The organism is Streptomyces soli, assembly GCF_003999195.1.
GTDB lineage: Bacteria > Actinomycetota > Actinomycetes > Streptomycetales > Streptomycetaceae > Actinacidiphila > Actinacidiphila soli.
Genome location: NZ_RJVR01000299.1, coordinates 14,955 through 27,900, shown reverse-complemented (window position 1 = coordinate 27,900; position 12,946 = coordinate 14,955). Strand labels below are relative to the sequence as shown.

The 12,946-nt window shown below is 68.1% G+C and carries 10 protein-coding genes, 2 tRNA genes and 2 pseudogenes; 9 read left to right on the top strand and 5 right to left on the bottom strand.

Annotated features, from left to right (window positions below; genetic code table 11):
* Both EFK10_RS33785 and EFK10_RS52875 read right to left on the bottom strand, forming a co-directional pair.
* Nucleotides 1-810 (bottom strand): ice-binding family protein (locus EFK10_RS33785; protein ID WP_206305696.1); only part of this gene is annotated, 810 nt, incomplete at its 3' end.
* Between the two features lie 823 nt (nucleotides 811-1,633).
* A pseudogene (locus EFK10_RS52875) lies at nucleotides 1,634-1,810 on the bottom strand (GntR family transcriptional regulator); the annotation flags it as partial.
* Here EFK10_RS52875 and EFK10_RS33770 point away from each other — a divergent pair.
* The 3 genes and pseudogenes from EFK10_RS33770 to EFK10_RS33760 form a co-directional block, all read left to right on the top strand.
* Nucleotides 1,749-2,024 (top strand): annotated as a pseudogene (locus EFK10_RS33770) (replication initiator); the annotation flags it as partial. The pseudogenes EFK10_RS52875 and EFK10_RS33770 overlap by 62 nt on opposite strands.
* Complete coding sequence (locus EFK10_RS33765; RefSeq protein WP_127359465.1) at nucleotides 2,023-2,214, top strand: excisionase family DNA-binding protein; 192 nt, start codon at nucleotides 2,023-2,025, stop codon at nucleotides 2,212-2,214. The pseudogene EFK10_RS33770 and the gene EFK10_RS33765, both read left to right, overlap by 2 nt.
* Nucleotides 2,214-3,359, top strand: coding sequence for a tyrosine-type recombinase/integrase (locus tag EFK10_RS33760; RefSeq protein ID WP_127359459.1), 1,146 nt, complete (start codon nucleotides 2,214-2,216; stop codon nucleotides 3,357-3,359). Before EFK10_RS33765 ends, EFK10_RS33760 begins: the two co-directional genes overlap by 1 nt.
* A gap of 63 nt (nucleotides 3,360-3,422) precedes the next feature.
* Here the strand turns inward: EFK10_RS33760 and EFK10_RS33755 are convergent.
* A tRNA-Gly gene (locus EFK10_RS33755) sits at nucleotides 3,423-3,496 on the bottom strand.
* Nucleotides 3,497-3,609: 113 nt separating this feature from the next.
* Between EFK10_RS33755 and EFK10_RS33750 the strand changes: the two genes are divergently transcribed.
* The 5 genes from EFK10_RS33750 (at nucleotide 3,610) to clpX (ending at nucleotide 8,218) form a co-directional block, all read left to right on the top strand.
* Nucleotides 3,610-3,686 (top strand) — tRNA-Pro (locus tag EFK10_RS33750).
* A gap of 134 nt (nucleotides 3,687-3,820) precedes the next feature.
* Nucleotides 3,821-5,203 (top strand): trigger factor, encoded by a 1,383-nt coding sequence (tig, locus tag EFK10_RS33745; RefSeq protein ID WP_127359458.1) that lies wholly within the window; start codon nucleotides 3,821-3,823, stop codon nucleotides 5,201-5,203.
* A gap of 229 nt (nucleotides 5,204-5,432) precedes the next feature.
* Nucleotides 5,433-6,047, top strand: a complete 615-nt coding sequence (locus EFK10_RS33740; protein WP_164836254.1) for an ATP-dependent Clp protease proteolytic subunit — start codon at nucleotides 5,433-5,435, stop codon at nucleotides 6,045-6,047.
* A 98-nt stretch (nucleotides 6,048-6,145) separates the two neighbouring features.
* Complete coding sequence (locus EFK10_RS33735) at nucleotides 6,146-6,769, top strand: ATP-dependent Clp protease proteolytic subunit (RefSeq protein ID WP_127359463.1); 624 nt, start codon at nucleotides 6,146-6,148, stop codon at nucleotides 6,767-6,769.
* Between the two features lie 162 nt (nucleotides 6,770-6,931).
* Entirely contained in the window at nucleotides 6,932-8,218 is a 1,287-nt protein-coding gene (clpX, locus tag EFK10_RS33730) for an ATP-dependent Clp protease ATP-binding subunit ClpX (protein ID WP_127359457.1), read from the top strand.
* Between the two features lie 86 nt (nucleotides 8,219-8,304).
* Here the strand turns inward: clpX and EFK10_RS33725 are convergent, their stop codons facing one another.
* Both EFK10_RS33725 and EFK10_RS33720 read right to left on the bottom strand, forming a co-directional pair.
* Nucleotides 8,305-9,123, bottom strand: coding sequence for a hypothetical protein (locus EFK10_RS33725; protein WP_127359456.1), 819 nt, complete (start codon nucleotides 9,121-9,123; stop codon nucleotides 8,305-8,307).
* Between the two features lie 108 nt (nucleotides 9,124-9,231).
* Nucleotides 9,232-10,113 (bottom strand): hypothetical protein, encoded by an 882-nt coding sequence (locus EFK10_RS33720; protein ID WP_127359455.1) that lies wholly within the window; start codon nucleotides 10,111-10,113, stop codon nucleotides 9,232-9,234.
* A gap of 130 nt (nucleotides 10,114-10,243) precedes the next feature.
* On the opposite strand from EFK10_RS33720, the gene EFK10_RS33715 reads away from it, so the two are divergent.
* Complete coding sequence (locus tag EFK10_RS33715) at nucleotides 10,244-12,862, top strand: valine--tRNA ligase (RefSeq protein WP_127359454.1); 2,619 nt, start codon at nucleotides 10,244-10,246, stop codon at nucleotides 12,860-12,862.
* Nucleotides 12,863-12,946 lie beyond the last annotated feature (84 nt).

The window sequence follows — 12,946 nt, the reverse complement described above, 5'->3', positions numbered from 1 at the left end:
GGTGCCGGGGGCGCCGGGGGTGCCGGGGGTGCCGGGGGCGCCGGGAGCGCCGGGAGCGCCGGGGGTGCCGGGGGTCCCGGGGGTGCCGGGGGTCCCGGGGGTGCCGGGGGTCCCGGGCGGACCAGCCACGCCGCAGGAGGGCCTCTTGATGGTGTCGTTGATCAGAGTGACTTCCCCATTACGCGCCAGGAGCCGGCCTTCGATGTCCGCGCCGGAGCTTACGGAGATCGACGTCAGGGCCATCAGGGTGCCCTTGAAGACGGCATTGGTCCCAATGGTGGCGGAACTGCCCACCTGCCAGAACACGTTGCAGGGCTGTGCTCCGTTGATGAGGCGGACGGTGCTCCCCACTTCCATGGTCAAGGCTGAGGCGACCTTGAAGATGAAGACGGCGTTGGGGTCACCTTCGGCATCGAGAGTGACGGTCCCGTTGACGGTTAGCAGTAGGCTCGAAGAAGCGGTGTAGACGCCGGCCTTGAACGTCTTTGTGGCAAGGGTGCCACTCGTGTCACCCGTGGCTGGCCGCCCTGCCGCATCGTTGTAGGCGGTAACCAGGTCGCTCTTCGCCTGAGCGGCGGCGGCGTCCTTTACGTGCTTTGCTCCGATGACCAGTCCGTCTGGAGGGCCTGTGAAGCCCACTACGGCAGTGCCGGGGTCGAGTCCCAGATCGCCGAGGACGACCGTGGGACCCGTATTGGTGATCGTTGAGCCGGCCAGGACCGCGTAACTGTCAGCCGTCCCGAGCCCCACCGGGGCTTCCAGCGCGTACGCGACGCTCGAGAGCAGACTGAGCGTCGTCAGCAACGCCACTACCGGTATCCCGATGAGAGTTGCCTTGAGCCGAGTGCGTCTCCGCCCCCGGCCTATGGGGGAGGGCAGAATTGCAGCCAATGCCATAGGACTAGACCTTTCTTGCGCCGTTGAGCTCAATGCCCCGGCGAGGGGGCTCCGAGTTGCCGAAGTGAGCTCCGGTCAGGCCGCGATCCCGCGCTTCGTGTCGAGCCTCCGCAGGCCCAACTCCCAAGTGGGGGAACCGCGGAGCGACTGCCTGCCCGGGGGAGGTGATGAACCGTCACTCATGGGGCAAAGCCTAGTAATAGCTATAGAAAGTGCGCATAGCGATAAGAGGCCAAAAGGGGCATCGATGATCGTTAATTCATCCTACCGGCGGTGTCCGGGGCGGCTGCCCGGCCGCCCCGGACAGTCGATGCCGGGCCGCCGGAGCGCAACGAAGGCGGGTGACGCCTCATCGCGATTCGGCCGGCACCCGCCAACGGGCCCGTCCATCCCGGAGTCTGAGGCCCCGTCGGAGGCATGTTCTTGCTGTTGGCTGGCTGCGGCTCCCGCGGTTCTCGCCTTATGCCCTTCGGCCTATCCGTCGTGGGCGTGCGTCGGGGCAGGCAGCGCGAAGCGGGCCGAAGGCAGGAGGGCACGCGCAGCCGGAGCCGGGAAGCGCGCCCGGCGAAGCGCAGCGCAGCCGGGTGCCTTGATGAGGTAGGGAGATCCGTAACGACCCCAGGCGTCAGGTCAGGTCGTACTCCGCTGAGAGTTGGCGGCCGACCACAAGGAAGTCGGTGGCGTACTCGGTGACTGATCCATGCTGGTCCCAGTAGTGGTTGGTCATGGTCAGAGCTGGCGTGCCTGCATCGACTTCGAGGAGCGCAGCGGCATCGTCTGGCACTGGACGGATAGCCACGACATCACGCCTGCGGACGGCGCGTCGGCCTGTGCGGTCCTCGACAAGGCCAAAGGTCCTCTTGGGTAGGGTCGCCGAATTCCAGAAGCGCGGAGCGGTCCACTTCCACGCCATCGTGCGCCTGGACGGACCCGGCGGGCCCGAGGACATCCCGCCCGCGTGGGCCAGTGTGGGCCCGCTCACCGACGCCATCACCGCCGCCGCCGGCCGTGTCTCCGTGCCCGTGACTGCGGCCGGTGAGGAACCCGCCCGGATCCTGCGCTGGGGCGACCAGGTCGACGTCCGCCCGATCGGCACCGACGACGGCCAGGAACTGACCGAACAGGCTGCTGACGGTTGACCAGGTTGCCGAACTGCTCGGCACCACCGTGCGGTTTCCCCGGCGCCTGATCGTGGAACGCCGGATCACGTTTGTCAAGGTGGGGCGGCACGTGCGCATCCCGGAGAGTGCTGTTGCCGACTTCATCGCGGCGAACACCGTTAAGCCTGCAGTACGTCGGCTGCGGGCGGTGATCTGATGGCGGGGAGGAAACGTCCCTTCGGACGGGTCCGCAAGCTGCCCTCAGGGCGCTATCAGGCGCGTTACCTGGGTCCTGACAACGTCGATTGCCCGGCCCCGTGCACGTTCGCGACCAAGCGTGACGCTGACGACTGGCTGGCAGAGAAGCAGGTCGAATTACGGGCGGGGGAGTGGACCGATCCAGACGCTGGCAATGTCGCCTTCGGTGCCTACGCGGCCACCTGGATCAGGGAACGCGGGATCAGCGCATCGACGGCCGACTTGTACGGATCACTGCTGCGTAACCACCTCACCCCAACCTTCGGGAGGCTCGCCGTGGTTGACATCACCCCGGCTGGCGTCCGGGCCTGGCGTGTTGCCCGGCTCGATGCCGGAGCTGGTCCGACCACCGTAGCGAAGGCATACGCGCTCCTGCGGGCTGTGCTGATGACCGCTGTTGAAGACCGGCTGATCCGCCGGAACCCGTGCCGGATCAAGGGCGCCAGCGTCGCTCCGACGCCTGAACGGCCTACCGCTACGGTGTCCGAGGTCGATGCCATCGCCAGCGCGATTCAGCCTCGCTTCCGCGCCCTGGTGCTGCTGGCCGCGTTCTGCGGGCTGAGCTGGGGTGGGCTGGTGGGCCTCCGCCGGCGCGACCTCGACACCGACGCAGGGACCGTTCGCGTTCGCCGCAACGTCGCAGAGCTGCACAGCGGCAAGCGACTCATCAAGGAGCCTAAGAGCGCTGCGGGCAAGCGCACTGTGTCGGTGCCTGCCGCGATCCTCCCCGACCTGGTCACCCACCTCGCGATCTACGCCGAACCCGGGACGGACGGCCGGATCTTCATCGGCGCCCGGCGTGCGACTCCCCGCCGGAATCACTTCAACAAGCTGTGGCGCAAGGCGTGCGCAGATGCCGGAGTCACGGGGCTCCACTTTCACGACCTGCGCCACACCGGCAACACCTTCGCCGCCGCGACGGGAGCCAGCACACGGGAGCTGATGACACGAATGGGTCACAGCACTGCCCGTGCGGCGTTGATCTATCAGCACGCCACCGCAGAACGGGAACGCCTGATCGGCGACGCGGTGAGCGAGATCGTGAACAAGGCGCGGAAGCAAGATCCCGACTCGATCGGGCACGCAACGGGCACGACGACCTGATCGGACGCCTAAAAAGAACCGGCCCAGGTAGGAGAGAAAGCCTCCTACCTGGGCCGGAACGTTTGGAGCGGGCGACGGGAATCGAACCCGCGTAGCTAGTTTGGAAGACTAGGGCTCTACCATTGAGCTACGCCCGCAACGGCCAGTCATTCTGGCACATCAGATGGTAGCTGATCGACCGGGTTCCCGGCGCCGCGGACAAATGGGCAGCCAGGGTGTGCGGAGGCATGTACTCTACGTGTCGCACTGACGGGGTGTGGCGCAGCTTGGTAGCGCGTCCGCTTTGGGAGCGGAAGGTCGTCGGTTCGAATCCGGCCACCCCGACCATGTACGCATACGCAGTCCGAGCACAGACCGGAACCGCGAGATTGTGGTACCGGTAGGATGGGTCGTCGGCCCACCGGATGTCGGAACGGCAGCCGGAGCCCCCACTCAACGTAAAGCCCCAAGGAGACCCAACCGTGAAGAGCGCCGTCGAGACTCTGAACCCGACCCGGGTTCGACTCACTGTCGAGGTGCCCTTCGAGGAGCTCAAGCCCAGCCTCGACGCGGCGTACAAGAAGATCAACCAGCAGGTCACGGTGCCGGGCTTCCGCAAGGGCAAGATCCCTGCGCGCGTCATCGACCAGCGGTTCGGCCGTGGCGCGGTCCTCGAAGAGGCCATCAACGACGCGCTGCCGAAGTTCTACACGGAGGCGGTCAACGAGGGTGAGCTGAACGTCCTCGGCCAGCCCGAGGTGGACATCACCGAGTTCAACGACGGTGACGAGCTCAAGTTCACCGCCGAGGTCGACATCCGCCCGTCGATCGAGATCCCGGACTACTCAGGCATCGAGGTCACCGTCGACGCCGTCGAGGTGTCGGACGAGGACGTCGACAAGTCCCTGGAGCAGCTCCGCGAGCGCTTCGCCTCCACCACCTCGGTCGAGCGCCCCGCCGCCGAGGGCGACGTCGTGGTCATCGACCTCGAGGCCTCGGTCAACGGTGAGGTGCTGGAGGACGGCGTCGCCAAGGGCGTCAGCTACACCATCGGCTCCGGCGAGCTCCTCGACGGCATCGACGAGGCTGTCACCGGCCTGGAGGCCGGCGGCACCGCCACCTTCACCTCCGAGCTCAAGGGCGGCTCCGCGGCCGGCCAGGAGGCCTCGGTCAAGGTCGACGTCACCGCCGTCCAGGCCCGCGAGCTGCCCGAGCTGGACGACGACTTCGCCCAGCTGGCGAGCGAGTTCGACACCCTCGAGGAGCTGCGCGCGGACAGCGTCAAGCGCCTTGAGCGGATCAAGCAGTACGACCAGGCCACCCAGGCCCAGGAGAAGGTGCTCGACGCCCTCCTGGAGCTGACCGAGGTCCCGCTGCCGGAGAAGCTCCTCAAGGACGAGATCGAGACCCGTACGCACAACCTGGAGCACCACCAGTTCGAGGCCCTCGGCCTCACCTGGGAGAGCTACCTGGAGCGCGAGGGCAAGACCCGCGAGGAGTACGACGCCGAGCTCGAGGAGCAGGCGAAGAAGGGCATCAAGACCCAGTTCGTGCTCGACGAACTGGTCAACAAGGAGAAGCTGTCGGTCAACCAGGAGGAGCTCACCGAGCACCTCATGCGCCGCGCCGCTTCCTCCGGCATGAGCCCCGACCAGTTCGCCCAGGCCGTCGTCGAAGGCGGCCAGGTGCCGCTGCTCGTCGGCGAGGTCGCCCGTGGCAAGGCGCTGGCCGTTGTCGTCGAGGCCGCCAAGGTCGTCGACACCAATGGTGAGGTCGTCGACCTCGACGACGACGAGGACGAGACCGCCGAGACGGTCGACGCCTCCGCCGAGGCGGAGTCCGCCGAAGAGCCCACCGAGGCCTGATCAAACGCCCGACGGGCCCGGACGCCGTACGTGTGCGTCCGGGCCCGTCGCCGTACGCGGGCGCAGGCGCCCGCACCCTGCGCTCAGAGCGAACAGTTCCGCGTAGGGGATTGCTGGGCCCGACCTGCGCGTTAGGGTCCGTAAGTACGAGGGCAGAGTGCCCTTCACTCAGCCCACGAGAAGACCCTGAGACGGCTTAACGGCCGTCCGACAACGAGCAGGTGGATACGTGACGCTTCCGATGCCTTCCGCCGCCGGCGAGCCGACTCTCGGTGGCCTCGGCGACCAGGTCTACAACCGGCTGCTCAATGAGCGGATCATCTTCCTCGGCCAGGCGGTCGACGACGACATCGCCAACAAGATCACCGCGCAGCTGCTGCTCCTTGCCACTGACCCGGACAAGGACATCTTCCTCTACATCAACAGCCCCGGCGGCTCGGTGACGGCCGGCATGGCCATCTACGACACCATGCAGTTCATCCCCAACGACGTGGTCACCATCGCCATGGGCCTCGCTGCCTCGATGGGCCAGTTCCTGCTGACCGCCGGCGCCCCCGGCAAGCGCTTCGCGCTGCCGAACACCGACATCCTGATGCACCAGCCGTCCGCCGGCCTCGCCGGCTCGGCCTCCGACATCAAGATCCACGCCGAGCAGCTGCTCCGTACGAAGAAGCGGATGGCCGAGCTGATCGCACAGCACTCCGGCCAGTCCGTCGAGGCCATCACCCGCGACTCCGACCGCGACCGCTGGTTCTCCACGGAGGCGGCCAAGGAGTACGGCCTGATCGACGACGTCATCACGCACGCCGCCAACGTGCCGGGCGGTGGCGGCACCGGGGCCTGAACCCCGTCCCCGACACTCCGCCACCCAGCCCACTGCTCATCCCCAGGACGGTGAACGTGAACCCCAACAACATCCCCGGCGGCGGCCTCTACGACCGTATGACGCCCGCTGAGGCCCGCTACGTCGTTCCGCGGTTCGTGGAGCGCACCTCGCAGGGCATCCGCGAGTACGACCCGTACGCGAAGCTCTTCGAGGAGCGGGTGATCTTCCTCGGCGTCCAGATCGACGACGCCTCCGCCAACGACGTCATGGCGCAGCTGCTCTGCCTGGAGTCGATGGACCCCGACCGTGACATCTCGGTCTACATCAACAGCCCCGGCGGCTCGTTCACCGCGCTCACCGCGATCTACGACACGATGCAGTTCGTGAAGCCGGACATCCAGACGGTCTGCATGGGCCAGGCGGCCTCCGCCGCGGCCGTGCTGCTCGCCGCCGGCACCCCCGGCAAGCGGATGGCGCTGCCGAATGCCCGCATCCTGATCCACCAGCCGTACAGCGAGACGGGCCGTGGCCAGGTCTCCGACCTGGAGATCGCGGCGAACGAGATCCTCCGGATGCGTGCGCAGCTCGAGGAGATGCTCGCCAAGCACTCCAGCACCCCGATCGAGCAGATCCGGGACGACATCGAGCGCGACAAGATCCTGACGGCCGAGGAATCGCTGTCGTACGGTCTGATCGACCAGATCGTCTCGACCCGCAAGACCTCCTCCGCGGCGGTCTGAGGTCCGCGACACAAGCCCCCCTTGCGGGATGGCCAGGTTGTGCACGTCACCACCCAGTCACCGCAAGGGGGGCCCGTACGGGGGTCCCGGCAAGGTACCGTCGATAGGCAAGCACCAGGACTCGTCGTAGCCGACGGGACCCAGGCGAAGGGGAAACACCTCGTGGCACGCATCGGTGACGGCGGCGACCTGCTGAAGTGCTCATTCTGCGGAAAGAGCCAGAAGCAGGTGAAGAAGCTCATCGCAGGGCCCGGTGTGTACATCTGCGACGAGTGCATCGACCTCTGCAACGAGATCATCGAGGAGGAGCTCGCCGAGTCCTCCGAAGTGCGCTGGGAGGACCTTCCCAAGCCGCGCGAGATCTACGAGTTTTTGGAGAGCTACGTCGTCGGCCAGGAGCCGGCGAAGAAGGCGCTCTCCGTAGCGGTCTACAACCATTACAAGCGCGTCCAGGCCGGCGAGAACTCCGGCGGCCGAGGCCACGACGACGCCATCGAACTCGCCAAGTCCAACATCCTGCTGCTGGGCCCCACCGGCTCCGGTAAGACCCTGTTGGCCCAGACCCTGGCCCGGATGCTGAACGTGCCCTTCGCCATCGCGGACGCCACGGCGCTCACCGAGGCGGGTTACGTCGGCGAGGACGTCGAGAACATCCTGCTGAAGCTGATCCAGGCGGCGGATTACGACGTCAAGAAGGCCGAGACCGGGATCATCTACATCGATGAGATCGACAAGGTCGCCCGCAAGAGTGAAAATCCTTCGATCACTCGGGATGTCTCCGGTGAGGGCGTCCAGCAGGCTCTCCTGAAGATCCTGGAGGGCACGACGGCCTCGGTGCCCCCGCAGGGCGGCCGCAAGCACCCCCACCAGGAATTCATCCAGATCGACACGACGAACGTCCTGTTCATCGTCGGCGGCGCTTTCGCCGGGCTGGAGAAGATCATCGAGTCCCGGGCCGGTGCCAAGGGCATCGGCTTCGGCGCCACGATCCGCTCCAAGCGCGAGATCCAGGCCTCGGACCAGTTCCAGGAGGTCATGCCGGAGGATCTGGTCAAGTTCGGCATGATCCCCGAGTTCATCGGCCGCCTCCCGGTCATCACCAGCGTGCACAACCTGGACCGCGAGGCGCTCCTCCAGATCCTCATCGAGCCGCGCAACGCGCTCGTCAAGCAGTACGAGCGCCTCTTCGAACTCGACGGCGTGGAGCTGGAGTTCGAGCGCGCCGCCCTCGAGGCCATCGCCGACCAGGCCATCCTCCGCCAGACCGGCGCCCGCGGGCTCCGCGCCATCATGGAGGAGGTGCTGATGTCCGTGATGTACGAGGTCCCCTCCCGCAAGGACGTCGCCCGCGTCGTCATCACCGAGGACGTCGTCCACTCCAACGTGAACCCGACCCTGGTGCCGCGCGAGCCCCGCGCCATCGGCAAGGGCGAGCAGAAGAGCGCGTAGCGCTCGTACCGCACGCGGCGTACATACGCGAAAGGGGGCGCCCGGAATTCTCCGGGCGCCCCCTTCGTACTGTTGCGGGAGCCTGCTTACTTCGCGACGCGCACGTCGCTGCGGAGCTTCGCGGTGGTCTCGGCCCAACTGGCGACGGACGGGGCCGTCGGCACGCTGGTGGCGCTGGTCGAGGCCGTCCACATCACCAGTCCGACCGTGCTGTCGTCGCCCCACACGCAGAAGGGCGCCTTGTAGACGCCGTAGTCCTTGATGCCGCACTTCATGACGTCACCGTCGAAGCCGGCCGGCGTCTGCTTGGTCGAGCTGGTGCCCGAGACCGCTGCCGTCAGCATCGTGTCCACCACGGTGTTCGGATCCGAGACCGAGCCGTACACCCCGGCGAAGATGAGCTCGTTGGTGCCGCTCTTCCAGGCGCTGCTGACGGAGGTGCCGTTCGAGATGCCCTTGTCGCTGCCGGTCGTCGTCTTCCCCAGCTGCGAGGCCATGGCGGAGTCCTTGGTGTACGAGCCGCCGAGCACCGTCTCCGGCGTCGTCAGCTTGTAGTTACCACCGCTGCTGCCGCCGCCGCCCGTCAGGACGGCCACCCCGACGCCGATCAGGGCGACCGCCACGAGGGCGGCGACCACGATCCCGATGATCTTGCCCTTACCGCCGCCACTGGGGGGCGGCGGCGGGGTGCCCCAGCCGGGCTGGCCGGGCTGCTGGCCGTACGGCGGCTGCTGGCCGTAGGGGCCCGGCTGCTGCGGGAAGCCGCCCGGCTGCTGCTGGGGCGGGTAGCCGTAGCCCGGAGCAGGCGCGGCGGGCTGAGCCGGCTGCTGGGGATAGCCGGGCTGTTCCCCGTATCCAGGCTGGCCGCCGTAACCCGGCTGCGGCGGCGGCTGGTTGTAGCTCATGCGAGTTTCCCCTCGTGATACTGCTGTCTCGCAGCCATCCTCGCGGATTGTTTAGCCCGTCCTTACACCGGGGCTGTGCGGGATTTGTAACGGCCGTGCGGGAGGCCTTTATTCGATCTCGACCCGGGTATCGGTGCGCACCTTGGCGGTGAGCGTCGCGGCGGCGTCGGTGGAGGTGCTGCCGGAGATCGCGGTCAGCGGATCGAGGTCCATCACCATGGCGACGGTGCTGGAATCGCCCCAGATGCAGACCGGGATGTTCAGTTGGGTGCTCGACGAACCCGTCGAGGCCACCGTGGTCCTGAAGATCTGACACTTCATCACCGCGCCGCCCTCGAGACCCTCCCGGGTGACCTTCGCCGGGCTGCCGACGGCCGACGCCTTGTCGTCCTCGTCCTTGATCGAGGCGGCCATCACCAGGAACAGCGCGTCGACCGCCTGCTCGGGCTGCGCCACGGTGCCGTAGACGCCGCCGAACTGCAGGGCCGCCTTGTTGGCGCCCTCGTAGTCCGCGGACACCACGTGGGGGTCGGTGATGCCGGGGAGCTGTTTGAGCTGCTTCTCGTCCTTCGAGCTCAGGTCGCTGTCGTTCTTCCCCGACCCCGAGCGCTTGAAGGTCTCCGCGACCGTCGCCGGCGTCGTGAGCTTGTACTTCTTGCCGTCGTCGGCGCTGCCGCCGTTCCCGGTCCCGCTCCCGCCTCCGCTCGTGAGCGCGACGACGCCACCGCCGATCACGGCTACCGCCACGACCGCACCGATCACGATCCCGATCGTCCTTCCCTTGCCGCCGCTCTGCGGCTGCGGTGGGGGAGGGACCGGCGGATAGCCGCCGTACCCCGGCTGCGGCTGACCGTAGGGCTGCTGCGCGTACGGCTGCTGCGCGTAGGGGTTGGCCTGCGGCGCGGGGGGCGCCTGCGGGGGCTGCCCGTACGGGCCGGGCTGGGCGCCGTAGCCGTAACCGGGCTGTGGTGGCGGCTGGTTGTAACTCATCGGAGGAATCCCCTTGTTCGCTCGGCCGGTCGACCGTGGGGCGTCATCCTTCCGGATCACCTACCCCGCCCCTGCCACGGGGCGGATACGGATTCGTAACGCGGCACGGCGCGCCCGTAGACTGAGCGTCGTGACCGAGAACACTCAGCAGCCAGCCAGCCCCCCCGAACTGCCGACCCAGTACGCACCGGCCGAGGTAGAGGGGCAGCTGTACGAGCGCTGGGTAGAGCGCGGTTACTTCGAGGCCGACGCGAAGAGCGACAAGAAGCCGTACACCATTGTCATTCCGCCGCCGAACGTCACCGGCAGCCTCCACCTGGGCCACGCCTTCCAGCACACCCTGATGGACGCCCTCACCCGCCGCAAGCGCATGCAGGGCTACGAGGCGCTGTGGCTGCCCGGCATGGACCACGCCGGCATCGCGACCCAGAACAAGGTGGAGCAGCAGCTCGCCGAGGAGGGCAAGTCGCGCCATGACCTGGGCCGCGAGGCCTTTGTCGAGCGGGTGTGGCAGTGGAAGGAAGAGTACGGCGGCAAGATCCTCGGCCAGATGCGGCGGCTCGGCGACGGCGTCGACTGGTCGCGTGAGCGCTTCACCATGGACGAGGGGCTGTCGCGCGCCGTCCAGACGATCTTCAAGAAGCTGTATGACGACGGGCTGATCTACCGCGCCGAGCGCATCATCAACTGGTGCCCGCGCTGTCTGACCGCCATCTCCGACATCGAGGTCGAGCACGAGGACCGTGACGGCGAGCTGGTCTCGATCCGCTACGGCCAGGGTGAGAACGCGATCGTCGTCGCCACCACCCGCGCCGAGACGATGCTCGGCGACACCGCGGTCGCCGTCCACCCCGACGACGAGCGCTACCGGCACCTCATCGGCACCGAGGTCGAGCTGCCGCTGACCGGCCGCCGGATCCCGATCGTCGCCGACGCCCACGTCGACCCGGCGTTCGGCACCGGCGCGGTCAAGGTGACCCCGGCGCACGACCCGAACGACTTCGAGATCGGCCAGCGGCACAACCTGCCGTCGCTCACGATCATGGACGAGCACGCCGTGATCACCGTCCACGGCCCCTTCCAGGGCCTGGACCGGCTCGAGGCGCGAAGCGCCGTCGTGGGCGCGCTGCGCTCGCAGGGCCGGATCGTCGCGGAGAAGCGTCCGTACGTCCACGCGGTCGGCCACTGCTCGCGCTGCAAGACGATCATCGAGCCCCGGCTGTCCCTGCAGTGGTGGGTCAAGGTCGAGCCGCTCGCGAAGGCGGCGGGCGACGCGGTCCGCGACGGCCGGGTGAAGATCCACCCGCAGGAGATGTCCGGCCGCTACTTCCAGTGGGTCGACAACATGCACGACTGGTGCATCTCGCGCCAGCTGTGGTGGGGGCACCGCATCCCCGTCTGGTACGGCCCCGACGGCGAGGTCGTCTGCGTCGGCCCCGATGAGCAGCCGCCCGCCGGGGAAGGCTGGACGCAGGACGCCGACGTCCTCGACACCTGGTTCTCCTCCGGCCTGTGGCCCTTCTCGACCCTCGGCTGGCCGGAACAGACCCCGGACCTGGTGAAGTTCTACCCGACCGACGTCCTGCTGACCGGTCACGACATCATCTTCTTCTGGGTCGCCCGGATGATGATGTTCGGCCTGTACGCGATGGACGGCGTCGCCCCCTTCCACACCATCGCCCTCACCGGCCTGGTGCGTGACGAGCGCGGCAAGAAGATGTCCAAGTCCTTCGGCAATGTGGTCGACCCGCTCGACTGGATGGACAAGTACGGTTCCGACGCCCTGCGCTTCACGCTCGCGCGCGGCGCCAACCCCGGCACCGACGTGCCGATCGGCGAGGACTGGGTCCAGGGCTCCCGCAACTTCACCAACAAGATCTGGAACGCGACGCGCTTCGCCCTCATGAACGGCGCGACGGTGGAGGGCCCGCTGTCCTCCGTCGAGGAGATGTCGGCCGCCGACCGCTGGATCCTGTCCCGGCTGAACGCGACCGTCGCCGAGACCGACGCGCTGTACGACGACTACCAGTTCGCGAAGCTCAGCGACGCCCTCTTCCACTTCGCCTGGGACGAGGTCTTCGACTGGTACGTCGAGCTGTCCAAGACCACCTTCATCGCGGGTGGCCGGCCTGCGCAGGTCTCCGGGCGCGTGCTGGGCGAGGTGCTCGACGTGCTGTTGCGTCTGCTGCACCCGGTGGTGCCGTTCGTCACCGAGGCGCTGTGGACCACGCTCACCGGGCGCGAGTCGGTCGTCGTCGCCGACTGGCCGACCGACTCCGGCTTCCGCGACGCCGCCGCGGAGGCCGAGATCGGCGCCGTCCAGTCGCTCATCACCGAGGTCCGCCGCTTCCGCGCCGACCAGGGCCTCCAGCCCGGCCAGAAGGTCCCGGCCCGGCTCGAGCTCTCCGGCACCGGGCTCGGCGCCCACGAGGCCGCGGTGCGGCAGATCCTCCGCCTCCAGCCCGAGGGCGATGCCTTCACCGCGACCGCCACCCTGCCGGTGGCCGGCGCGACCGTCGCGCTCGACCTCTCCGGCACGATCGACGTCGAAGCCGAGCGCAAGCGCCTCGCCAAGGACCTCGCCGCCGCCGAAAAGGAAAGGGCCCAAGCCACCGCCAAGCTCGGCAACGACGCGTTCCTCGCCAAGGCCCCCGAGCCCGTCGTCGACAAGATCCGCACCCGCCTCGCCGCGGCGGAGGCGGACATCGCCCGCATCACGGCCCAGCTGGCGTCGTTGCCGCAAGCCTGACGGCTTCCCCCACCCCGCCCCTTCCCGAAACCAGGGGCGCTGCCCCTGGACCCCGACGGGTGCGGCGCCGGGTGCGGCTCTGTG

What these genes read in the sequence shown, in the direction of transcription:
- EFK10_RS33760 (WP_127359459.1), top strand. Translation starts at nt 2,214, where the DNA reads ATGGCGGGGAGGAAACGTCCCTTCGGACGGGTCCGCAAGCTGCCCTCA.
- EFK10_RS33735 (WP_127359463.1), top strand. Translation starts at nt 6,146, where the DNA reads ATGACGCCCGCTGAGGCCCGCTACGTCGTTCCGCGGTTCGTGGAGCGC.
- EFK10_RS33725 (WP_127359456.1), bottom strand. Translation starts at nt 9,123, where the DNA reads ATGAGCTACAACCAGCCGCCGCCGCAGCCGGGTTACGGCGGCCAGCCT.
- EFK10_RS33720 (WP_127359455.1), bottom strand. Translation starts at nt 10,113, where the DNA reads ATGAGTTACAACCAGCCGCCACCACAGCCCGGTTACGGCTACGGCGCC.